At 69.5% G+C, this 21,444-nt stretch carries 24 protein-coding genes; 5 read left to right on the forward strand and 19 right to left on the reverse strand.

The window, feature by feature from the left end; genetic code table 11:
* Positions 1–68 precede the first annotated feature (68 nt).
* Positions 69–353, forward strand: a complete 285-nt coding sequence (locus EPN29_04830) for a zinc-binding protein (protein ID TAN33961.1) — start codon at positions 69–71, stop codon at positions 351–353.
* Between the two features lie 140 nt (positions 354–493).
* Here the strand turns inward: EPN29_04830 and EPN29_04835 are convergent, their stop codons facing one another.
* Complete coding sequence (locus tag EPN29_04835) at positions 494–691, reverse strand: translation initiation factor IF-1 (GenBank protein TAN34000.1); 198 nt, start codon at positions 689–691, stop codon at positions 494–496.
* A gap of 108 nt (positions 692–799) precedes the next feature.
* Positions 800–1,714, reverse strand: coding sequence for a DUF1028 domain-containing protein (locus tag EPN29_04840; GenBank protein TAN33962.1), 915 nt, complete (start codon positions 1,712–1,714; stop codon positions 800–802).
* On the opposite strand from EPN29_04840, the gene EPN29_04845 reads away from it, so the two are divergent.
* The gene (locus tag EPN29_04845; GenBank protein ID TAN34001.1) at positions 1,597–1,839 is read left to right on the forward strand and encodes a hypothetical protein; all 243 of its coding nucleotides are present in this window, start codon (positions 1,597–1,599) and stop codon (positions 1,837–1,839) included. The genes EPN29_04840 and EPN29_04845 overlap by 118 nt on opposite strands.
* Here EPN29_04845 and EPN29_04850 read toward each other — a convergent pair.
* Genes EPN29_04850 through EPN29_04870 form a run of 5 tightly spaced genes read right to left on the reverse strand, consistent with a single transcriptional unit; the run spans position 1,715 to position 8,886 of the window.
* Entirely contained in the window at positions 1,715–2,596 is an 882-nt protein-coding gene (locus EPN29_04850; GenBank protein TAN33963.1) for a 1-acyl-sn-glycerol-3-phosphate acyltransferase, read from the reverse strand. The genes EPN29_04845 and EPN29_04850 overlap by 125 nt on opposite strands.
* Positions 2,593–4,176 (reverse strand): DUF2088 domain-containing protein, encoded by a 1,584-nt coding sequence (locus EPN29_04855; protein ID TAN34002.1) that lies wholly within the window; start codon positions 4,174–4,176, stop codon positions 2,593–2,595. The genes EPN29_04850 and EPN29_04855 overlap by 4 nt, the downstream gene beginning before the upstream one ends.
* Positions 4,173–5,354, reverse strand: a complete 1,182-nt coding sequence (locus EPN29_04860) for a zinc-binding alcohol dehydrogenase (protein TAN33964.1) — start codon at positions 5,352–5,354, stop codon at positions 4,173–4,175. The genes EPN29_04855 and EPN29_04860 overlap by 4 nt, the downstream gene beginning before the upstream one ends.
* A gap of 57 nt (positions 5,355–5,411) precedes the next feature.
* On the reverse strand, positions 5,412–7,787 hold the full coding sequence (locus EPN29_04865; GenBank protein ID TAN33965.1) for an HAD-IB family hydrolase: 2,376 nt from the start codon (positions 7,785–7,787) through the stop codon (positions 5,412–5,414).
* A gap of 25 nt (positions 7,788–7,812) precedes the next feature.
* Entirely contained in the window at positions 7,813–8,886 is a 1,074-nt protein-coding gene (locus tag EPN29_04870; GenBank protein ID TAN33966.1) for a M23 family metallopeptidase, read from the reverse strand.
* A 75-nt stretch (positions 8,887–8,961) separates the two neighbouring features.
* On the opposite strand from EPN29_04870, the gene EPN29_04875 reads away from it, so the two are divergent.
* Complete coding sequence (locus tag EPN29_04875) at positions 8,962–10,011, forward strand: hypothetical protein (GenBank protein TAN33967.1); 1,050 nt, start codon at positions 8,962–8,964, stop codon at positions 10,009–10,011.
* 4 nt (positions 10,012–10,015) lie between these two features.
* Here the strand turns inward: EPN29_04875 and EPN29_04880 are convergent, their stop codons facing one another.
* Positions 10,016–10,666: a metal-dependent transcriptional regulator gene (locus EPN29_04880; protein ID TAN33968.1), complete on the reverse strand. Its 651-nt coding sequence runs from the start codon at positions 10,664–10,666 to the stop codon at positions 10,016–10,018.
* 88 nt (positions 10,667–10,754) lie between these two features.
* Between EPN29_04880 and EPN29_04885 the strand changes: the two genes are divergently transcribed.
* Positions 10,755–11,543 (forward strand): zinc permease, encoded by a 789-nt coding sequence (locus EPN29_04885; GenBank protein ID TAN33969.1) that lies wholly within the window; start codon positions 10,755–10,757, stop codon positions 11,541–11,543.
* Here the strand turns inward: EPN29_04885 and EPN29_04890 are convergent.
* Positions 11,540–11,896, reverse strand: coding sequence for a hypothetical protein (locus EPN29_04890; protein TAN33970.1), 357 nt, complete (start codon positions 11,894–11,896; stop codon positions 11,540–11,542). The two genes, EPN29_04885 and EPN29_04890, sit on opposite strands and share 4 nt — an antisense overlap.
* 62 nt (positions 11,897–11,958) lie before the next feature.
* On the opposite strand from EPN29_04890, the gene EPN29_04895 reads away from it, so the two are divergent.
* Positions 11,959–12,582, forward strand: coding sequence for a CoA pyrophosphatase (locus EPN29_04895; GenBank protein TAN33971.1), 624 nt, complete (start codon positions 11,959–11,961; stop codon positions 12,580–12,582).
* On the opposite strand, the gene EPN29_04900 is transcribed toward EPN29_04895, so the two are convergent.
* From EPN29_04900 to EPN29_04945, 10 genes are all read right to left on the reverse strand, one after another.
* Positions 12,524–13,621 carry a reductase gene (locus EPN29_04900; GenBank protein TAN33972.1) on the reverse strand — a complete coding sequence of 366 codons (1,098 nt, stop codon included), beginning with the start codon at positions 13,619–13,621 and terminating at the stop codon, positions 12,524–12,526. The genes EPN29_04895 and EPN29_04900 overlap by 59 nt on opposite strands.
* A 150-nt stretch (positions 13,622–13,771) precedes the next feature.
* On the reverse strand, positions 13,772–14,506 hold the full coding sequence (locus EPN29_04905; GenBank protein TAN33973.1) for a cytochrome C assembly protein: 735 nt from the start codon (positions 14,504–14,506) through the stop codon (positions 13,772–13,774).
* Positions 14,499–15,164, reverse strand: a complete 666-nt coding sequence (locus EPN29_04910; protein TAN33974.1) for a heme ABC transporter permease CcmB — start codon at positions 15,162–15,164, stop codon at positions 14,499–14,501. The genes EPN29_04905 and EPN29_04910 overlap by 8 nt, the downstream gene beginning before the upstream one ends.
* Before the next feature lie 37 nt (positions 15,165–15,201).
* Positions 15,202–15,846: a heme ABC exporter ATP-binding protein CcmA gene (gene ccmA, locus EPN29_04915; protein ID TAN33975.1), complete on the reverse strand. Its 645-nt coding sequence runs from the start codon at positions 15,844–15,846 to the stop codon at positions 15,202–15,204.
* A gap of 101 nt (positions 15,847–15,947) precedes the next feature.
* Positions 15,948–17,912, reverse strand: a complete 1,965-nt coding sequence (locus tag EPN29_04920; protein TAN33976.1) for a heme lyase CcmF/NrfE family subunit — start codon at positions 17,910–17,912, stop codon at positions 15,948–15,950.
* 15 nt (positions 17,913–17,927) lie between these two features.
* Entirely contained in the window at positions 17,928–18,314 is a 387-nt protein-coding gene (locus EPN29_04925; GenBank protein TAN33977.1) for a cytochrome c maturation protein CcmE, read from the reverse strand.
* A complete protein-coding gene (locus EPN29_04930; protein TAN33978.1) occupies positions 18,311–18,829 on the reverse strand; it encodes a TlpA family protein disulfide reductase in 519 nt (172 codons plus the stop codon). Before EPN29_04930 ends, EPN29_04925 begins: the two co-directional genes overlap by 4 nt.
* 16 nt (positions 18,830–18,845) lie before the next feature.
* Positions 18,846–20,078 (reverse strand): glycoside hydrolase family 1 protein, encoded by a 1,233-nt coding sequence (locus tag EPN29_04935; GenBank protein TAN33979.1) that lies wholly within the window; start codon positions 20,076–20,078, stop codon positions 18,846–18,848.
* A 28-nt stretch (positions 20,079–20,106) separates the two neighbouring features.
* Positions 20,107–20,973 (reverse strand): histidine phosphatase family protein, encoded by an 867-nt coding sequence (locus EPN29_04940; GenBank protein ID TAN33980.1) that lies wholly within the window; start codon positions 20,971–20,973, stop codon positions 20,107–20,109.
* Positions 20,787–21,434 (reverse strand): diguanylate cyclase, encoded by a 648-nt coding sequence (locus tag EPN29_04945; protein ID TAN33981.1) that lies wholly within the window; start codon positions 21,432–21,434, stop codon positions 20,787–20,789. Before EPN29_04945 ends, EPN29_04940 begins: the two co-directional genes overlap by 187 nt.
* Between the last annotated feature and the right edge of the window lie 10 nt (positions 21,435–21,444).

A 21,444-nucleotide genomic window follows, 5' to 3' on the forward strand; every position in this document is an offset into this window, starting at 1 on the left:
CAACGCTGGAGGGGTAGACCGGCCACCTACGTCCGGGCCTCTGAGCGAGATTTCTAGGAGGCCAGACGGTGAGTTTCTCGGACAGGACCTTGCAGTGTCGCGACTGTGGGCGTGATTTTCTCTTTACGGCAGGCGAGCAGGAGTTTTATCAGACCCGCGGGCTCCAGAACGAACCGCGGCGCTGTCCCGAATGCCGGGCGGCCAGGCGCTCGTCGGAGGGCAACGGCCGGACTCGGGCCATGCACGACGTGATCTGCTCGAACTGCGGCAAGCAGACACAGGTCCCGTTCGTCCCGACCGGGGCCCGTCCCGTCTACTGCCTGGACTGCTTCCAGACCGTAGGCCGCCGCTAGAGCCTTACGCAGCGCAGCCGGGGGCAACTGGGTTTGACCGGGCGCAACTCGGCTGCGTTGTGCTCTCCCCCCTCGGAGCGGCTCGGAGCCAAACTCACGCACCGGGCCGCGCATGGCGGCACGGCTCGAGGTTCAGGCGCCTATTCGCGGTAGCGGTAGACGATCCGGCCGCGCGTCAGGTCGTAAGGCGACAGCTCGACGCGGATGCGGTCTCCGGGCGTGATCCGGATGAAGTAGCGTCGCATGCGCCCCGCGGCGTAAGCGATGAGCTTGTGCCCGTTCTCCAGCTCGACTTCGAACATGGCGTTGGGCAGCGCCTGCGCCACGACCGCGTCCATGACCACCGCCTGCTCTTTCTGGTCGCCGTTCTCGCGTTCCGGCTTGCGCGCTTTCTCCGGACGCCGCGGCCCTCGTCGACCTCTGAACTTTCCCAAGACTCGTGAAGTCTAAAGGCGTCGAGCACCCGCCGCGAGGCGGGCCTCGATTGTGGACGCCAATTCCGGTGTCAATCGATCGACTGCAGCGAGGCGGTGCAGGGTCTCCAGCCAGCGGCTGTCCTGGCCCACGGCCTCCGCGATCAGCTTGCATCCGGCGTCGAGGTCTCCGGCCTCAGCCATCGCCAGACCCGCCCAGAATCGGAGCTCGATCATCTCGGGCGCGATCGCCAATCCCTCGCGGCGCCGGTTCGCCGCGCCCTCGACATCGCCCGCCGCGGCGAGGCGATCCGCCTCGTCGTCGGTCTGGTACGCACGTCTGATGCGCAGCAGGCGGCGCAGCTCGACCAGAGGCTCGGCGGCATCCTCGACCCGCAGGTCGATGATCCGTTCCTCCCACGAGCGGCCGGTGGGCGTGCCCCGCACAACTAGCATCGCCGCCGACTGCTGACCTCGAATGTCCCCGCCCTCGGCCTCGGCGGCATCCAGCGCCGCCATCATGCGCTCCGCCAGCGGCGCGCCGGTCGAGGTGTAGGCGTCCGCCATCGCCGCCCAGACGGTGTCCTTCTCCATCAGGTTGGCCTGGCAGCTGAAACCGTCACCGAGCTCGTGGCCGGCGGCGGGAATGCACTTGCTCCCGGTGTGCGCGGCGACGTTGCCGGCGGCATCGACGATGGCGCACTGCCGCACCTCGGCCTGCGGGTCGCCGGACGTGAGCGCCGTGAGCGCCTGCTCGGCGGTGAATCCAGCCCGCATGAGATCCAATCCCAGCGGCCCGTAGCTGACGTTGACCTGCGACTGGGTCGCCACTGCGCCCACCCCGGCGAGGGCCCAGGGCACGACCGGGCCGACCCCGAAGTAGTGCGACTGCACGGCGACTCCGAGCTCACCCGTCACCTTGTCGCGCGCCACGATCGAGTAGGTCAACTAGTCTCCGTAGCGCAGCTCTCGCGGTTTCGAGGCTCGCCACCGTTCGATCCAGGTGCCCTGGATCTCGGGCTGGGAGGATTTGGCGGCCAGCGCCCGAACGGCGGTCTCCACCCTGGCGGTGAACTCGCGCGAGCCTTCCTTTGGCCGCGGCGTCATGGGCTTGCCGATCCGCACCCTCACGGGCGCCGGCAGCGGCAGCTTTTGCCCTCTCGGCATCACCTGGTAAGCGCCGCGGATGTGCATGGGCACGACGGGAGTGCCCGTCTCGTTGGCGAGATGTCCAACCCCGGGTTTGAATTCCTGGATCCGCCCGTCAGGAGAGCGGCTCCCTTCCGGAAAGAGCACGAGGTTCCAGCCGGACTTCAGGAGCTGGCTCGAGCTGTGGAGCTGCGCCTGAGCGCCGCCGGTGCGCGAGAAGGGGAAGGTGTTCAGAAACAGGCTCACGATGTTGCCGAGCAGCGGCCGCTTGAACCAGTAATCGGCCGCGGCGGCGACCACCGTGCGGTCGCGTGCGCGGTCGGTCAGCGCGTGAAGGATGAGCGACGTGTCGGCGTGGCTCGAGTGGTTGGCGGCGAAGATCACCGGACGCTGGAGCTCGCGCACCCATTCGCGGCCTTCGACCTTCGGATGCGCCATCGCCTCGGTGAAGGGCAGCAGCAGCCCGTGCTGGATGAGGTAGCGGAAGGAGCGAACCGGTTCCTGCCGCGCCCAACCGAGGTCGCTCGCCGGCGCCGGGACGACAGCTCCTTGCTCCGGCCAGGTGTGCGGTCGCGGCGTATCCCAGTGCCAGCCGCGGCGGACCCGGCTCACATCGCGAACCAGAGCGCCGGCGGTGCCGGCAAGCCGCGTCAACCCGCCCTCCCCCGAATACCAGGTCACCCTTCCACGTCGCAGAGCATGATCGGGGGCATTCTCAGATGCGTCACGCTCGGATGACGCCCCACGGTCTGCTCGGCCATCTCGAAAGCGTCCTCCAGGGTGGTCGCGCACTTGAAGCCGAGCCGGTGCACGACATCCCGCTCCCCCCCGACGATGATGACATCGCCCGCATGTTCCATCGCATGGGCGGCCCAGTACCACGCATAAAAAGGATGTACGCCGTGGTAGGCGTGGGATTTGCGGTACAGCTGGCGGAACCACGGGTCCTCGGCGAAACGCAGCTCGTACTTGCTCTCGATCTCGCGCGGGTCGGTGGTGTCGGCCAGCACCTCGTCGTAGAAGTCGATATAGCTGGGATGCTGCACCGCGTCGAACTCGTACCTGCACGGATGCGTGAGGATGAGGACGCCGCCCTTCCTCAGCACCGGCTTCGACCGGTAGAAGTTGAAGAGATAACCGATGCCCATGCAGACCACCAGCACGGGGTTCATCGGGGCGTTGACGTTGTATGGGCCGAGGTACGGCACTCCGATGGTGACGATGTCCGTCTGGCCTTCGACCCTCACGCTGATCTGAGCCCTGACCGCCTCCAGGGTCTTGTCATGCACGGCGTCGACCTGACCCGCATTCACCCCGGTCAACCCATAAGGCGCTCGCATGGCGTGGAAGACGCTGCGCTTGAACGCCGGTGGCGCAAGGTCGGTCAGCTGCTTCATGCCGAGGAACATGGCCTGGTCGCGAGCGGTCCAGTCGGTCTCGCGCTTCTGCATGAAGCTGGCGATGGACGGAAACGCGTGATTGTTGACCGTCGTCTCGATGTGAAACACGCGCACCGTGTCCTCGATCAGCTGGCCCTGCCGGATGCAGGAGTGATGCAGCGCGGAATCGGGTGGGTTCATGTAGGAGCGCGAGCCGAGCAGCGTCTTCACGTTGTGGTGGGCGCGAATGCCGCGATACGTCGCCAGCCCGGTGGACATCGACTTGTGCCCCCCGTCCATCGGGACCAGGGTCAAGTTGACGTAGACGACCAGGTCTGACTCGGCGGCGCGCTTGTGCAGAGTGACCTCTTCGCCTTCCGCGGTCTTGCCGATGTAGACGTTGGCGTCCGGATCCTCGCCGTCGTGCTGGTAGAGGCGGTCGGGCCAGAACGTGCTGAAGATGCGTTCGCCGACGATGTGCCGGATCTCGTCCTCCGTCATCCGGCGATGCAGCCCGAGGGCGGCGATCAGGTGGATGTCCTCGACGCCGGCCTCCGCCGCCATGTCGATGACCTCCTCCATGACAAGCTGCCGCACGTCAGGCGCCGCCATCGGCGGCAGCGGCAGAGACAGGTCGTCAAAGGCGATCGTGAGCTTCATCCCGCGCCGCAGCAGCGACTTCAGCGGGTCGTCTTCGAGCGGCTTGGCCAGTGCGCGCTTGATCGCCCTTTCGGGATGCGCGATCGGCTCGAACGGATCGGGCGGATAGACGATGCGCGCACCTAGCGGGAGCTTCTCCAGCCGCACGCCCTCGCCGAAGTGGAACAGCACCGGCGGGGTGTTGCGGTCGACTTCGATGACAGCTCCAGGTCGAGGCATCAGGCCCTCAATCCTCGCAGATCGAATGCGACCTTCACGGCGCCAAGGCGTCCCGCGCTCATCGCGTACGCGATTGCATCCCGATACTCGCCGAGGCCGAACAGCGGACCGGTGAGCTTGTCGAGGTGCAGTTCCGGCGCCGCCTCCAGCGCCAGCTCGAAGGTCCGCTTGCCCTTCCTCTTCGCTTCGGATCCGTACGCGTAGGCGCCGGTCACCGTCAGCTCGCGCTGCCAGATCGGCGCCCAGTCGACCTTCTCCTCGCTCGGCATACCGACCGCCACCACGGTGCCTCCCTCGCGCGTGAAGCGAACGGCGTCGTTCAGGCTGTCGGCGCGACCGACGCACTCGAAGGTCAGGTCTGCGCCGCCGAGCAGGAGCGGGCGGTTCATGCCTTCCAGCCGGCGCGCCCCGGTGGCGAAGCGGATGCGCTGGAAGACATCGGCGGGAGCGATGACCTGGTCGGCGCCGAGCCTGCGGGCCAGGTCGCGCTGGGTCGGATGCTTGGCAACCGCGATGAGGCGCTTGGGCGGGGTGAAGATCCTGACCGCGGCCACGGTTAAGAGGCCGATCGTCCCGGCGCCCTGCACGACCACCACGTCGTCTTTGGTCGCCCCACCGCGCAGCGCCGCGTGCACGCAGCACGCAAACGGCTCGATGAGCACGGCGGCCTCATCGGCAAGCGCGGCCGGGACCTGGTGCAGCTGGCTCGGGTGGGCGACGAGCACTTCGCCCCATCCCCCACCGGTGCCGGCGCAGTATCCGGTCTGCAGGCCGACCTCGATCGGCCCCTCGGTCACGTTGTAGCAGAGCCCCGGACGGCCCTCGGCGCAGCGTGGGCAGGGAGGGTCGATGCCCCGCACCTTGCAGCCAAGCGCGGGCTCGACGACCACGCGCGTGCCATCGTCAAGCGTGCCCACGACCTCGTGCCCGGGCACGAACGGATAGCTGGTCAGCGGGTCGAGGTACAGCGAAGCATGGCCGCCGACGGCCGCGAGGTCAGAGCCGCAGATCCCGCTCAGCGTGGGTTGCACGCGCACCCAGTCGCGTGTTGGGAGCTGCGGTTCGGCGACGTCGCCCAGGTGCAGCATCGACAGGGCGCTGGTGGCGACGTCGGGCCGGCCGCCCGAGGCTTTGACGATGGCGTAGGACGCAATCGACCGGACGTACTGGACCGCTAGCACCGGCTCAAGCCCTCACTCCAGCCCTCTTCCCGACGGGAAGAGGGAACTCAACCTCACTCATCGTCTTACCGCCTCCCGGTACTCGGGGGAGCGCGGGTCGGGCATGGGCAGGCGCCAGTTGCCGGGCGCCATGCGCCAGCGCTCGATCCGCCAGCCGCGCTGGCCCGCGACCTGCGACAGCCGCGCGTCGGGGTTGACCGCGACCGGAGTCCCGACCAGCTCCAGCATGGGCAGGTCGGACAGCGAGTCCGCGTAGGCGAAGCTCTCGGACAGCACGATGCCGTTGCGACCGGCGTACTCCTCCAGCAGCGTCCCGCGCGCCTCGCCCGCGGGTGGCGGCGATTGGAGGTCGCCGGTCAAACGGCCGTCCTTCGTCAGCAGGTGAGCGCAGTCGACCTCGACTTCAAGCAGCTCGGCCAGCGGCTCGACGACCACGTCCAGCGCACCGGTGAGGAGCAGCACCCGATGCCCGGCGCGCTTGTGCTCGCGGATGCGCCGCATGCCCTCCGGATAGATGCGCCGCAGGGTGACGGCGTCAAGCGCTTCGCGGCCCAATCCCTTCATCACCTCGAGGTCGAGGCCGTCGTACTCGCGGTAGAAGCTGCGCTGGAACTCGGCTCGCGACCGCCGCTCGAGATAAAGCCAGCGCGGGGCTTCGCGGAGCATCTGCGCCATGAAGGCCGGCCAGTCGTCCAGCGGCTGTGCCCGCAGGCGCATCCAGAGGAAGTATTCGACGACGTTGGTCTCGACCAGCGTGCCGTCGACATCGAAGACGGCGAGCACGTCTGAGCGACCCGTGCGCCGATCGATCGCGGCGCGCACCGAGCTCGACTCGGCCCTGGGCGCGGTGCTGCCGGTCGGCTGCTTGCCCTTCCGCGCCGTGGTCTCGGCGCGCGACATGCGCACGACGGTGGGGAAATGGACGTCCTGGAAGTAGTGCTCCCAGTCGTAGAGCGCAGCGTCGAACGGAAAATGCTGGCGCTCCGCGGCGGGCACCTTCTCCCAGATCGACATCAGGTTACGGGTGTCGAAGATGCAGTCGACCTCGGTGTAGACGCCATAGAGCTGGATGAGGTTGAGCCCGCGTTCCAGGCGCTCGCGCTCGGCGTTGAGGTCGTCCGACACGTCCGCGACGCTGGCGCCGAGCGGCAGGCGCTCGACCACCCATTGCGCGGCCTCGACGAACCGCAGCGCGGTTCGCGCCCGGGTCGCCAGCTCGCCCCGGGTGGGATAGGTCCAGTTCGGTGTGCCGATCGCCTGGCCGTAGCGGTCGCGCAGCGGATGCTGGCCGAAATATCGCGTGGCTTCGTCGGCGACCTGCCGGAAGCGCAGTGGATTGCGGCTCCCCGAGGCGGCGTGGTACACGCGCGGCCTGGAGTCCGGCGGCGGGTTGGCGGCGACCGCGAGCACGGTGTTGACGACGAAGTCCGCGGGAATGATGTCGAGCAGCGAGTCGGGCAGGCCGGAAAAGTCGCGGAGGATGCCGCGCCCGAACGCGAGGATCAGCGGCTCGGCCATGCGGAATCCCTCGAGCCAGCCGGGGAAGGGCTCCTCCAGTGCGCTCTCGATGATCGAGGGGCGCACGATCGACAGCGGGATGTCGCCGTGCAGCTCGACGACGGCGTGCTCGGCCATGGCCTTGGTGAAGGAGTAGATGTCGGCGAAGCCCATGGCATTCGCGTGCGCGCGTCCGCGCTCGATCAGGCGGTCCTTGACCCAGCGATCGCGCCGCCGTTCGGTGGCGCGCGCCACCGCCGGCGTGCCCGCGGGTCCCATCCGCGACTGCGCCTCGCGGCGGAGCCGGTTGAGGATCTCGGGACGCCGCGACTCCTCCTCCACCGGCCCGCGCAGGCTGGACAGCACGGCCGCCTCGTGGCGCCAGTTGAGCCCGGGATCCAGCGGCGGCTCCTCGCGGACCAGTCCGCGCAGCATGCCGCCGACATATGCGGTGGAGATGTGAACGAGGTGCGGCGGCGCGCCCGCCCGGCCGAGGGCGGCGTGCTTCAGCGCCTCGACCATGCGCGCGGCGCCCAGCAGGTTGGTCTGGGCCGAGAGGTCGGCGGGGTTGTCGAACTCGACCGCCGCGGCGGAGTGGATGACGATGTCGCACGCCCGCAGCTGCTCGAGGCCGTTGGCGGTGAGGCCGAGCCCGTCGCGCCCGAGGTCGAGCTCGAGCACCGCGAGCTTGTCCTTGACCAGCCGGGCGAAGGCGTCCTCGCCGCGCTCCTCCTTGAGGCGCCTGAAGGCGGGGCTGGACAGCACCTCGCGCTCGAGCCGCTCCGCAGCGGGGCGACGCGCGCTGGAGCGGATGGCCAGGTTGATGCGTCCAACCTCCGGGATGGAACGCAAGCATTTCTCGACAAGCGACTTGCCGAGGAAACCGGTGCTGCCGGTGACCAGAATGGTCTTGCCCTTGAAGGCCTCGGCTATCAAGACCGACTGATTCTAAGGGGGCGGTCTACTGCGCCTCGCCGTGGTTGAGGTGCGGCACCGATATCGCCACCGAGCCGTTGGCGTCGGACCAGCCGAGATCCGTGGTCACGGCGACCCAGAACCAGTAGCTCTGGCCGGGCCGCCCGTGGAAGACCGCGGAGCCGGCGCCGGCTCCGCCCATCCACCTCGTCATCCTCCCATCCTGGTCGACGGCGTCGACGGTGAAGGCGTCGCCCTCGCCCGGGCTCGACCAGGACACGTCGATGGCGGTGGGGTCCGCCAGCTCCGGCGCCGCGCTGACGCTGACGTGCGGCATCGGGATGCCGGCATATCGCGGCGACCCGCCGATCCACAGGTCGCCCAGGTCGTGCGGATACGGGTCGGGGAACGAGCCGGACCAGCCGTATGGGTCGACCGGGCCGCTGCCGTTGACGTGGTAGATGCCGAAGTGGAGGTGCGGACCCGTGGCGGTGCCCGTGCTGCCCGAAATTCCGATCACCTGGCCCCGGCGCACGTGCTGGCCTTGGGCGACGGAGAGCCGGGACAGGTGCCCGTAGTAAGAGAGCAACCCGTTGCCGTGATCGATCTCGATCGTCAGACCGCTCAGGCAGCTGTGGCACGACGGCACGGCCCAGTCCGCCAGCCTGACGGTGCCCGGGGCGGCCGCCGCCACGGGTTCGTAGTCCAGACCGTAGTCGTAGCCGTCGTGGCCGTCGTAGTAGAGGTAGTCGTGCCGGCCCGGGGTTTGCGCATAACCGGCATCGAACGTGGGGTCGGGACCGCCGACGGCGGCCGACGCGACCACGCCGTCGTACCTGCAGACCCTGCCGTTCGAAGCGTAGTTCGGCGAGCAGTGATCGAAGATCGAGGTGACGTAGTGCGGACCCATGAAGGGCAGCGTCAGGAAGGCCCACGGCGCGGGCGCCGAGCCGGTGTTCCCCGAGCCGTTTTCGATGGGGCCGTAGGCCATCTGGCTGGGATAGAACCACCTCACGTACCGGGCGGCTTGATGGCCTGGCGGCTGTGCCGGCGCAGCCTGCACGGGGGCGCCGTAAAGGCACAGGGTGAGGAGGACACCGGCCAGAGCCCAAGCCCGCATGGACCTTGTAACGCCGGGTTGGAGCCTGGGGTTGCGGCCGGCGCGTGTCGCCGCGGTTCTGGTTAAGTTTCGCAAATGATCTCTTCGCACGCCGGTGCGGGCGTCGTCAGCCAGGGCCGAGCTGCAGTGTACGAAGAACCCATCGGCCCGGCGGGAGTGCGCATCCGTGAGCGGCCGAGGACTGAGCCCGCGCCGGGTTCGGTCGCGGTCGCCATCCGCTCCGCCTCGATCAACCACCTCGATCTGTGGCTGGCCCACGGCGCCCAGCGTGTCACCCCGCCACGAGTCATCGCGGCGGATGGCGCCGGGGTCGTGCGATCCTCCTCCGATCCGGCGTGGAAGCCGGGTGACGAGGTCGTCCTCTTCCCCACCCTGTGCTGCTGGGAATGCGAATGGTGCCGAGCCGGTCAGAACGTCAGATGCGCCAGCTTCGGCATCCTCGGCGAGCATTCGGACGGTACCGCCTGCGAGCTCATCCACATCGACGCTCGCAACCTCTTTGCCAAGCCGGCCGGCCTGTCATGGCCCGAGGCGGCGGCCTTTCCACTCACCTTCCTGACCGCCTGGCGGATGCTGACCACGCGTGCCCGCCTGCAGCCCGGTGAGACGGTCCTCGTCGTCGGGGCGGGGGCCGGCGTGGCCGTGGCCGCCATCCGCATCGCCAAGCACCTGGGAGCGCGCGTCCTGGCGACCAGCCGGTCGGAGGCGAAGCGTCAGCGTGCGCTCGAGCTCGGCGCCGAGGCGGTCTTCGATTCGGCGAGCTTCAGCAAATCGGTTCGCGAGGCGACCAACGACGGCGTCGACGTCGTCTTCGAGCACGTCGGCCCCGCCACCCTCGAAGAGTCCATGCGCTCGCTCGCGATCGGCGGGCGCGTCGTCACCTGCGGCTCGACCTCAGGGGTCAAGGCGGAGCTCAGCATGCCTCGCCTCTTCTTCCGGCACTCGGGCCTGCTGGGATCGACGATGGGCAACGCGGACGAGTTCGAATCCGTGCTCAAGGCGATCGATCGCGGCCTGCGTCCGGTCGTCGACAGCGTCTATCCGCTCGAGGAAGTGCAGCAGGCCCTGAGGCGGCTCGACGCGGCCGAACAGTTCGGCAAGGTGGTGCTGTCCGTCTCCTCGTGACGGCTCAGGGCGATGGCACCGCCCACAGCTTGGCCGCAGTCTCGTGGCTCAGGGTGATCTCCCGCTCCGCCGCCCGGAGCCGCAGCGTCCGCGCCACCTTGTCGACCTCGAGCACCGTGATCTGCCTGCCCGGGGTCAGGTCGCGCTCGAGGAGGTACGCGAGCAGCAGCGGGGCCTCCCGCTCGGCGACCTCCGACACGCGCGAGATGCTGGCCCTGGCGCCGCTGCCCAGGGTGGCAAGGCGCACCTCGTTCGGCAGGGCTTCCGAATAGCCGGGGATGGGGTTGCCGTGCGGGCAGGTGCCGGGGCGCCCGATGACCTCGTACAGCCGGAGTTCGACCACCTCCGAGACGGCGTGCTCGAGGCGGGCGGCCTCCGCATCGGCGGTCACCCAGTCCAGGCCGAGACCGTCGGTCAGCCATCGCTCCATGATCCGGTGCCGTCTGACGATCGACTCCGCCATCCGTTGCCCGCGCGCGGTGAGCTCGATCTCCTTACGGCCGTTCATGCGGACCATGCCGTCGCGCGCCATCCGCCGCAACGCGACGGTCACCGTGGGCCGGCTGACTCCCAGCCAATCCGCCAGGCGGGCGCTCCGCAAAGGCTCGCCCTCCGACCACATGTAGTAGATGGCCTCCAGGTAGCGCGAGACCACCTCGGAAGGCGGTCGCGGTCCCTCGTTAGACTTATCTAATCGCGACTTTTGCACGTACTAATCCCTTGAGAACACAATTGAGAGCACTGTGAGCCAATCGGTCGCCGTCCTACTCGGAGGCATCGCCGGCGCCACGATTTTCCTCGGGCTGCCGGTGGCCCGTCTGCGCGGTCTGCCGAAGTCGGCACAGGGCTTCCTCAATGCGTTTGCCACCGGCATCCTGGTCTTCTTGCTGTGGGACATCTTGACGCACGCCGGAGCACCGGTCCAGGACGCCCTGACCGCCGTTCGAGCCGGCCACCCCGGCACGTTCACCCTCATGGCGGTCATATTCGCCGGCGGCATCGCCGCCGGACTCCTGGTCCTCGTGTACTTCAACCGCGCGCTGTTCGGCCGGTTCAAGCACGGCGCGGACTCGCCGAGCCCGCAATCCATCTCGCTCGCCATCGCGACCGGCCTCGGGCTGCACAACCTGTCCGAGGGCCTCGCTATCGGAGAATCGGCGCATGTCGGGGCGATCGCCTTCGCCGGCGTGCTCGTCGTCGGCTTCGCGCTCCACAACGTGACCGAGGGTTTCGGCATCGCGGCGCCGATGACGATGAACCCGAAACCGGCGTCGTGGGGCTTCCTCGGGCTGGCCGGCCTCATCGGCGGCGGTCCGACCTTCCTCGGCACCTGGATCGGCTATCTGGCCAGCTCGAGCTTCATCTACGTGGCGTTCTTGGCGCTGGCGGCCGGGGCGCTGCTGTACGTCCTGAACGAGCTGTTCCACGTCGGCCGCAAGCTCAGCTCGCCGCCGGCGTTTGCCTGGGGCCTGCTGTTCGGCTTCCTGACCGCCTACGCGACCGACCTGGTGCTCACCCTGGCGAGCGCTTAGCTCGCGTAGTCGATGTCGTCGGGCTCCCCGTCCGGCTCGATGTCCTGCCAGTCCGGGTACCGCCACCTGAACAGGCGTTCCTGGACCTCAAACAGGCCGTCCAGGGCGTCCTGCACGTGACCGCAGTCCCGCAGCGGCTCCCGAACGTGAGGCGGCATGGTCTCGAACACCTCACGAAGCTCGGCGCGAACCGGCGCCGGCACCGTCTTGACGCCGTCCCGATTCATCTCCTCCAGCTGCCAGAGCACCCGGTCGGTGGCCTCCAGCATGCGCTGGAAGGCGTAACGGCGCCGATTCTCGAGGCGAAGGGCCGTCTCCTGCTGCTCGATTCGCGCGCTCGTGTGGTCGATCATGCTCAGCTACCTTTCTTAGCTTACCGCTCCGATGCGGCTTCACCAACCGCCCGGGCGCGCGCATGACGCATCAGCCACGAGGCGAGATGACTGAATTCCTGGCCCGGCTCGAACACCTGCTCCGTCCGATCGACGGCTGGGGCGAGTTCAGCCCAGGCGCGCGGCGGGCCGCCGTGGTGTTCGTGCTGTACCAGTCGGCGGGACGGTGGCGGGTGCCCTTCGTGCGGCGCCGCGCCGACCTCCGGGACCACCCCGGGCAGGTGGCCCTGCCCGGCGGCGGCGTCGAGGAGGGGGAGTCGGCCTGGGCGGCGGCGCAGCGCGAGGTCGAAGAGGAGATCGGCGTGCCGGTCGGCCGCCTGAGGGCGCTCGGCGCCGGCGACCCGATCTATGCGGCAGTCTCCAACTTCTCGGTCGTCCCCTTCGTCGCCCACCTGGCGGCTCCCGTCCCGACCTTCGTCCACGACGCGCGCGAGCTCGACGGCGTGCTGGCGATACCGCTCGACCGGCTGCTGGACGACAGCGCCTGGCTCACGTCCGACGACCCGAGGCGGTTCCGCTACCTCGCTCATGAACACAGCGTCGTGTGGGGGTTGACGGAACGGATCGTCGCCGGGCTCGCGCCCAAGCTCAGGCAGGCCGCGCCGAGCGCAGATCGAAGCCCGGATCGGCCAGGTCCCGAGGGCTGACCGTGGCGCGCCGCTGCATCAGGCGGCGTGAACGGGAAACGATGCGCGGATCGTTGATCCCGGCCGCGGCCACCAGCCGGCCCCGCCGCAGGTAGAAGACGCTGAAGGGCGGCCGTCCGAATGCGCCCCGGGTGACGGTCTCGTCCCACGCCACACCGGCGCCCACGTACTGCAGGTTGAGCTCGTACTGATCGGACCAGAACCAGGGCACCTCGGTGAAGGGCTCGTCGACCCCGGCCATGGCCCGCCCGACCGCAAAGCCCTGGCGCTGGGCGGTTTGGAAATGCTCGACGCGGATCCGGGCCTCAAAAAGCGGGCTCCAGAAGCGGGTCACATCCCCGGCGGCGAAAACGTCCGGGGCCGAGGTGCGGCCGAAGTCGTCGACGACGATGCCACCGTCCACCTCCAGCCCGGCACGCTCAGCGAGCTCCGTCCGAGGCTGCGAGCCGGCGCCGACGAGCACGGGTGGAGAGATCCCCGGTGGAGCGTCAGCGCGAAGACGAAGGTCGACCCCGTGCGCGCGGTGGACCTCGGCGAGGTAGGCGCCGAGCTCGGGGCCGAGCACTCGCATGAGCGGCTGGTCGAGGGTTTCGTAGACGTGCACCCCGATGCCCTTTTGCCTGGCCGCGGCGGCCACCTCGCAGCCGATGAACCCGGCCCCGACGACGCTCAGCTCGTCGTGGCGGTCGAACTCCGCGAGCAGCGCGTCGGCGTCCGGCAGCTCGCGCAGATAGATCCCGTCCTCGAAGCCGACGAGACGGCGGGCACCGGACCCGGTGGCGAGGCACAGGCGGTCCCAGGCGATCATGCGTCCGCTCTCGAGCGCGGCCGTGCGCCGTTCGATCCCCAGGTCGGCGACCGGCTCGCCGAGCATCAGCTCGATGCCGAGGTCGCGATACTGGCCGGCCGGGCGCAGGCCCAGGCGCTGCCGCGGCACCGTCCCCAGCAGGTAGCCCTTGGAGAGATGCGGCCGTTCGTACGGCAGCACCGCCTCGCTGCCGGCAAGGACAATGTCGCCGCCGAACCCCGCGTCGCGCAACCCGGCCGCGACGGCGTCGCCCGCGGGCCCGCCGCCGACGATTAACGCCTTTGGGTTCGTGTCAGCTCACGCAGGCGTTGGAGCGACCACGCGAGGTAGCCGCCAAGCAGCAGCACGGCGAACGTGTAGGCGGCGACGAGGTAGATCACCTCACCGGACCCCTGACGGCCCTGGATCGGGGGCGCTGACGACGGGCGCCGGCGCCACGGCCGCCGGCTGCGAGCCGTCGGTGACGGCCTCGATCCGGTAGCGGATGGCGATCATCACCGCGGCCAGGACCAGCGTGCAGGCCATGGTGAAGAAGAACGTGGCCAGCATCTCCGGCGGCAGCGCGCCGTTGACGATCACCGGGCCAGGGTGCTGGGTGCGCCACCAGGTCACGCTGAAGTGCACGACCGGGACGTCGATGAAACCGAAGATGCCGACGACCGCCGCAAAGCGCGCGGCCTGCCGCCCGGGCTCGGCGAGCCGGCGGACCAGCAGGTAACCGGCGTAGATGATCCAGAGGACGAGCGTCGACGTGAGCCGCGCGTCCCAGGTCCAGAACGTTCCCCAGATGGGTTTCGCCCACAACATCCCCATGACCAGCGTCACGGTGGTGAACACGAGTCCGACCAGCGCGGCGGCGCGAGCCCACCTGTCCGCGGCGGCGCTCTCCGTGCGGAGGTAGATCGCGCCTCCGAGCAACACGACCGCAAAGCAGCCGTAGGCGGCGATGGCCGAGCTGACGTGCAGGTAGAAGATTCGCTGCACCGGGCCCTGGAGCGCGTCGGCCGGCGCGAATCCGAAGATGGCGCCGGCGGCCGCCAGCATCAGCACGACCGCGGCGGCTGCCGCCTTTTCGTATCCGGTGAAGCGCCCGGCGCGCGCACCGGCCTCAGTCATCGAGCACGAACCGCGCCGCGAGGGAGGTGAGCACCACGAACAGTATGTCGAAGTCCACGAGCAGACCCAGGGCGCTGCCGTAGCCGCCGCCCGAACCCATCGCGGCCTGCACCGCCTGCCCGCCGGCGACGATGATCGGGATCCACAAGGGCAGCGTCAGCAGCGGCAGGAGCAGCTCGCGCGCGCGCATCCGCGCCACCATGGCGGCGAACAGGCAGCCGAGCGCGGCCATGCCGATGGTCGCCAGCAGCACGGCGGCGACGACCGGAAGGGAGAGCGGGGCGCCGAAGAAGAGCGCCAGCGCGGGCAGCAGCACCGCCTCGCAGACGACGAGCAGCAAACCAGCCGCGAGCGCCTTGCCGGCGAAGATCGCGGCCGGCGGCGCCGGCGTCATCAGCATGGCTTCGAGCGACGCCTGCTCACGCTCGGCGGCGAACGCCCGCCCGAATGCGACCAGGCCGGCGAAGACAAGAGCGAGCCACAGCACGCCGGGGGCGATCGCCGCCGCGTTGCGAGAGTCGATCTGGAACCCGAAGTTGGCGATCACCAGAGCCAGGACGACGAACTGCGCCAGCGCCGGCACCACCTCGCGCGTGCGCCATTCGGACCTCAGGTCCTTGCGCGCGACCGCGAGCGCGACCGCGATCGCCCCCGTCATCCCCGGCCCTCGCGAGCTCGCGGCTCGTGTGGGGTGCTCATCGGAGGACGCTGAGCCGGGTGGCGGTGCCGACCGACCGGCCGTGGCGCAGCACCAGCGTGCGCGGGCACAGCCGGTTGGCCAGGGCGTGGTCGTGCGTCGCCAGCACGGCCGTCCGGCCGTGCATCACCCGCGCCAGCAGGTCCGCACCGTCCGAGCCGAGGCTCGCGTCAGGCTCGTCGAGCACCAGGAGCTTGGGGTCGTGAAGCACCGCGCGCCCGATCGCGAGTCGCTGCTGCATGCCTCGCGAGAGCTGGCCCGCCGGCCGTCCCGCCGCGCCGGCGAGGCCCACCAACGCGAGCGTCTCCGCCACGCGCGAGCGGCTCACCCCCTGGAGCGCGCAGAAGAACTCGAGGTTCTCGGTCGCGGAAAGCGCGGGATACAGCCCGGGCGAGTGGCCGACGAAGCCGATCCTGTGCCGCAGCCGTCTTCGCTCCCGCATGGCGTCGAGGCCGAGAATCTCGAGGCGGCCCGAAGTCGGACGCGACGCGGTGGCGAGGATGCGAAGCAGCGTCGTCTTGCCGGCGCCGTTCTCGCCCAGCACGGCCATGTGCTCACCGGCGTCGAGCACGAGGTCCACCGAATCGAGCGCCAGCTCCGGACCGAATCGATGTGTCAGTCCGTGGCCGACGAGGATGCTCACGTATCCCCCTTCTCCTCCGCCTCATCCGGCGTCTTGATCAGCGGCCACAGCACGAACGGACCGACGGCGAACAGAAGCAGGGTGGCGACGATGAGCACCATCTATGCCGGCAGGGCGCTGGCCACGCGCCGAGTCACCAATTCCGCCACCGCGCGCCTTTCGCCGAGATTCCCCAGCAGCACGCCGAGGATGATGATCGCCCCGCCCGCCCAGATCCATGTCACCAAGGGGTTGACGAACACGCGAAAGGAGGCGGCACCGTCACTGCCCACCCCGGCGAGGACGACGTAGACGTCGGCCACCGGCGTGGTGCTGATCGCCACGTGCGTCAGCGACTGGCCGCCGAGCCCCGCGTACGTGGCCCGCCCGGGTTCGAGCATCTTTTCGCCCAGGCGCATGGCGGCGACCAGCTCGGTATGGTCGGCCAGCTGCCGCTGTTCAGATCCCGTGTAGGTGAGCGTGTAACCGGCGACCGTCACCTGGTCTCCGGGCATCAGCGTCACGTCTTTCTCCTGCTGCCAGAAATGGGAGCCCGCGAGGCCGATGACGAGCACCACCAGCCCGAGGTGCGCCAGGTAGGCGCCGTACCGCCTCCGCCGGCGACGGGCCAGCGCGGCCGCTCGGCCCCACCCGCCCCCCAAGCGGCGAATCCGCCAGCCGGCGCGGGCGTACTCGGCGATGCACGTCGCCCCCGCCGCCACGGCCAGGGGCAGGGACACGAGCGCCGGGAGTGAGCGCACGCCCGCCAGCAGGAGCGCGCCCAGCACGATCACCGCCGCGGCGGCCGGCCAGCGGAGGGCTCGCAGCACCGGCGTGCCGGCGTGGCGCCAGGGCAAAAGCGGCCCCGCCGCCATCAACGCCAGCAGCACCACGAACAGCGGCCCGGCCGCGCGCTCGTAGTACGGGGCCCCGACCACGCTCTCCCGTCCCAGCATCCCCGAGACCAGAGGGAGGATCGTGCCCCAGAAGATGACGACGATCACGCCGACCAGGAGGAGGTTCTGGAGCACGAAGGCCCCCTCGCGCGACACCAGGGGTGCGGGTTCGGCGCGGCTGCCGAAGGATGGAGCCCGGATGGCGAGCAGCGCAGCCGAGAAGGCCAGGCAGATGAACAGGAACGCCAGGAACCAGGGCCCGATCGCGCTGATGGCGAACGTGTGAACGGACGGCACGACTCCGCTGCGCACGATGAAGGTGCCGAACACGACGAGCAGGAAGGCGAGGATGACGAGCCCGAAGTTCCAGGCACGCAACCGGCCGCGCATCCGCTGGACCTGCGACGAGTGCAGGTACGCGGTGGTCGCCAGCCACGGCAGGAGCGCCACGTTCTCGACCGGGTCCCAGCCCCAGTAGCCGCCCCAGCCGAGCACGTGGTAGGCCCACCACATGCCCAGCACCAGACCCGTGGTCTGCAGCCCCCAGGCCATCAGCGCGAAGCGCCGCGTGTGCGCGATCCATGCGGCATCCGACCGGCCCGCCAGCAGCGCGGCGGCCGCAAAGCTGAAGGGGATGGCGAACGAGGCGAAACCCGCGAGCACGACGGGCGGGTGGATCAGCATCCCGCCGTCGCGGAGCACCGGGTTCAATCCGAGGCCGTCGGGCGGGGTCAGGGAAAGCAGGTCGAACGGGCTCGCCACGAGCACCAGCACCACCAGGAAGAAGCTCAGGATCGACGCCATGACGCCCGCGGCATAACCGGCCAGGCGCAGCCCCAAGGCGGCGCTGGCGACCAGCGAGACGCTGCCCAGCACTCCCAGCACGAGCGCCCAGTAAAGCAGCGAACCCTCCTGGCCGCCGTAGAATCCCGCCGCGACGAGCGCCGTCGGCGTCGACAGGTCGGTGTGCTCGGTGACATACGCCAGCGAGAAGTCGTGCGTGAGCAGCGCCGTCTCGAGCAGCCCGCCGGCGACGGCGATCATGGCCGTCGCGGCGTAAAAGCCACGGCGCCCGACCTGGACCATCACCGCGTGGCGCCGCCAGCCCGCCCAGAAGGACAGCAGAGCGGAGAACCCGCCCAGCACGAGTCCCGCGAGCAGGGCGCCGGCGCCCAGGTAGCCGATGATCATCGGCGCCTCACCGGTTCACTGCACATACGGCTTGGTCGAGAACCGCGACGGGCACTTGGCGAGCAACGTCCGGGCGTGGAACACCCCGTCCGGCCCGAGCTTGCCCTCCGCGACCACCGTGATCCCCGGCTTGAAGATGTCGGGCACGGTGCCCGTGTAATCGACCGGCACCGCTGCCGTTCCGTCCTTCTCGGTGAACGTGATGTGCAGGCCGCCGTCGCTCTTCTGGATGTCGTCCTCGACCACGCCGGCCACCCGCACGTCGCCGCTGGTCGCATGCGACCGCAGCTCCGAGACGGTGAGGTAGTACTCGGCGGAGCCGCCAGAGGCGGAGTAGGCCAGGTAGCCCACGCACGCCGCGATCACGGCGGCCGGTATCCCCCAACGAAGCCCGGTCATCATGGCGCGGCGATCAGCGCCAGGTAGTGGTCGAGGGTGGTCGCATCGAGGGGGCCGGCGAAGGACGCCGCGATCCGGCCCCGCGTGTCGATGAAGAACGTCACGGGAAGGCCCGCCACGCCATAGGCCTGGTAGCTGCCGGTCACGATCGGCCCGACGGGGTACGGGTGCGGATACCGCGCCTCAAAGCTCTGGAACCCGCCGGTCGTGTCCTGGTTGTCGACCCCGATGAAGACGGCATCGCGGTGCCTGGCGAAGCCGTCGGCCAGAACCGGGAGCTCCTGCAGGCAGGCGGTGCACCAGGAGGCCCAGAAGTTGACGACGACCGGCTTGCCCTGGAGCTCCCAGACGCGCACCTGCTCCCCGCCCGGCGTCTCGATGGCGAGGCGCGGAGCGGTCCTGCCGAGAAGCGGCGGGTTGGCCAGCGCAGCGTGCTGGAGCCCCCAGACGAGCGAGAGCATGAGCACCGCACAGAGGACGATGGCACCCGCGGCGAGGAACCCGGACCTGAGACTCACGAGTCTCTAGTGTGTCTCATTCGGGAAGGGCGTTGGCCTGGGCCACGCGTGCGTACAGGCGTCCGCTGGGCTTGATCGTGCGTTCCAGAGTGCTGCGGTCGACCGAGATCAGGCCGAAGCGCATCGCGTAACCGCGGGCCCACTCGAAGTTGTCCATGTTCGTCCAGTGGAAGTAGCCGCGGACGTCGACACCGTCCTCGATCGCGAGCAGCACGTTGGACAGGACGTCGACGAGATAGCGCTGGCGCCATTCGTCATCGTTGCTGGCCAGCCCGTTCTCGGTGATGTACACCGGCTTGCCGAGGTCGCGCAGCTCATTCAACACGGTGCGCATCCAGCTCGGGTCGGCGCTCCAGCCCATGTCCGTCACCGGCGCGCCGGGCACGTTGAACCGGCGGATGAACTGGTCCTGCGGCCGGCTGGGGTCGAAGGCGCACATCTGCCCCCAGTAGTGGGCGATCCCGATGTAGTCGGAGGTCGCCTCGACGACACGGTGCAGCTGCCCTGGAGCGACCGGCCACCGATCCAGGACCAGCTGCGCGGTCTGAGCGGCCCAGCGGTCGCGACGCCTTGATGTCGCCGGCATGAACAGGAACTTGTGGTGCGACAGTCCGACCGGAGCGTCCGGCCAGCGGCGTTTGATGGCGCGATACGCGAGCTCGTGAGCGCGGCGCATGTTGCCCGCCACGCGGTAGGCGCCGGCGACGTCTCCATGGTGCGCCGGCGGAAACTCGCCCACCATCCAGCCGTTGGCGGCGTAAATGCCGGGCTCGTTGATCGTGCACCACATGGCGACCAGGTCGCCCAATTCCTCGACCACGCGATGCACGAACGGCATGAACGCATGCGCCGAGCCGGAGGCCGCCCAGCCGCCCTTGCGCGCAAACCATGCCGGGCTGGTGAAGTGGTGCAGCGTGACCATGGGCTGGACGCCTTGTTCCCGCAGCTCTCCGAGCACGTCTCGGTAATGGCGGATCTGCCGCGCGTCGAACTCGCCTTCAGCGGGTTCGATGCGCGACCACTCGATCGACAGGCGGTGTGCGTTCTGGCGGAGCTCGCGCAGGAGCGCGAAGTCCTCCCGATAACGGTGGTAGTGGTCGCAGGCGGCCTCGGAGGAATCGCCGTTGGCGATCGTCCCGGGCTTCTGCTCGAACTCCCACCAGTCACTGTTCCGGTTGCAGCCCTCGACCTGGTGGGCGGCGCTTGCCGTCCCCCAGAGGAACCCGTCGGGGAAGCGCCTCAGAGGCACGGGCGGGCTTCCGGCCGAGCCGCTCGCCTCAAGCCGCGGCGCTGGCCGGTTTGCCGACCTCGGGCGGAGCGATGTACTCCCAAGCCACCGGCGTCTCGCCGTCCATGTCCAGCTGGAGCATGCCGGCCTTTTCGACGCCCCGGCGGTACATCTCCCGCTCGTTGTGCGGGCGGCCCTCGAGCAAGATCCTGGCCGCGTTCAGGGGATCCGCGTGGCTGACGATCGCCATCGGCTCGCCCGCGTGCTCGCGCGCGAGGCGCCTGGCGACCGCCAGCACCCGGCCGCCCAGCTGCTCGATCGGCTCATCCCCGGGGAGCAATCCCCGCTTCGCCTTGTGCACGAACCACAGCGGCCGCCGCAGCGGGACCTGCCAGTAGGGCAGGCCCTGGAGGTAACGGCTGAACTCGGCTTCACGCAGCTCGAGGTCGGCTTCGAGCATCGCGGGCGCAGCCAGCCGATCGTTGATCAGCTTGGCGGTCTCGACCGCGCGCGCCAGGGGGCTGTGCACGATGCGTTGGATGCCGGCGGAGCGCAGGCGGTCGCCCAGCGCGCCGGCCTGCGTCCGGCCGATCGCGCTCAGGTGAAACCCGTCCAGGTGCCCGTACAGCAGCCGGTGAGGGTTCTCGACGTCGGCGTGGCGGATCAGGTAGATGCGCGTCAAATCAAAGGTGATCCTAAGAGGGAGAGACCTGAAGCGTCTTTCCCGCTCTAGCTCCGCAGGGCGCCGACCGAGGTGCGGTTGGTGCCGGCCGATCGCCCGGACTCCAGCGCGTGGTACGCCTCCCGCAGGAGGTTGCCCGTGAACTCGCGCCGGTTCATCAACCCGGCCTCCTCGTTGCCGCGAGGCAGCACGCCGATCGTCGCCGCTCCGCAGCTGACCGTGATCCGCTGCCAGCCGCCGCTGGTGGAGAAATCATGGGCGGCGATCGAGCGGCGGATCTTGTCGGCTGCCAGCGTCGCGCCCTGCTCGTCCGTCTCCGGCAGCACGATCGCGAAGTGCGGCGGCCCGTCCGCGTCCAGGAACCCGACCGTGTCCGTGTCGCGGATGGCCTGGCCGATGCGTTCGGATATCTCTCGCAGCAAGCCCTCGATCTGGATGTGCTCGAGCTCCTTGTGGATGTGCTCGGCATGGTCGAGCTCGACCACCAGGACCGACAGCGGCCGGTGGTAGCGGACCGCCCGGTTGGCCTCCTGCCCGACCAGGGCATTGACGAACTTCGAGTTCCAGATGCCGGTGGTCGGGTCGACGACCCCAAAAAGCGGGCTGGAGGACCGGTCGGTCTGGCTGTGCCCGCAGCTCGGGCAGTACTGGGAGGTTTCTGGCAGCTCCGAATTGCAGTACCAGCACGACGCCATTGGCGCATTG

This window comes from bacterium (assembly GCA_004299235.1).
Lineage (GTDB): Bacteria > Chloroflexota > Dormibacteria > Dormibacterales > Dormibacteraceae > SCQL01.

Excerpts from the sequence above, each read along its gene's own strand:
- EPN29_04835 (TAN34000.1), bottom strand. The coding sequence starts at position 691 with ATGGACGCGGTCGTGGCGCAGGCGCTGCCCAACGCCATGTTCGAAGTC.
- EPN29_04870 (TAN33966.1), bottom strand. The coding sequence starts at position 8,886 with ATGCGGGCTTGGGCTCTGGCCGGTGTCCTCCTCACCCTGTGCCTTTAC.
- EPN29_04875 (TAN33967.1), top strand. The coding sequence starts at position 8,962 with ATGATCTCTTCGCACGCCGGTGCGGGCGTCGTCAGCCAGGGCCGAGCT.
- EPN29_04890 (TAN33970.1), bottom strand. The coding sequence starts at position 11,896 with ATGATCGACCACACGAGCGCGCGAATCGAGCAGCAGGAGACGGCCCTT.
- EPN29_04895 (TAN33971.1), top strand. The coding sequence starts at position 11,959 with ATGACGCATCAGCCACGAGGCGAGATGACTGAATTCCTGGCCCGGCTC.
- EPN29_04905 (TAN33973.1), bottom strand. The coding sequence starts at position 14,506 with ATGACTGAGGCCGGTGCGCGCGCCGGGCGCTTCACCGGATACGAAAAG.
- EPN29_04910 (TAN33974.1), bottom strand. The coding sequence starts at position 15,164 with ATGACGGGGGCGATCGCGGTCGCGCTCGCGGTCGCGCGCAAGGACCTG.
- EPN29_04920 (TAN33976.1), bottom strand. The coding sequence starts at position 17,912 with ATGATCATCGGCTACCTGGGCGCCGGCGCCCTGCTCGCGGGACTCGTG.
- EPN29_04925 (TAN33977.1), bottom strand. The coding sequence starts at position 18,314 with ATGATGACCGGGCTTCGTTGGGGGATACCGGCCGCCGTGATCGCGGCG.
- EPN29_04945 (TAN33981.1), bottom strand. The coding sequence starts at position 21,434 with ATGGCGTCGTGCTGGTACTGCAATTCGGAGCTGCCAGAAACCTCCCAG.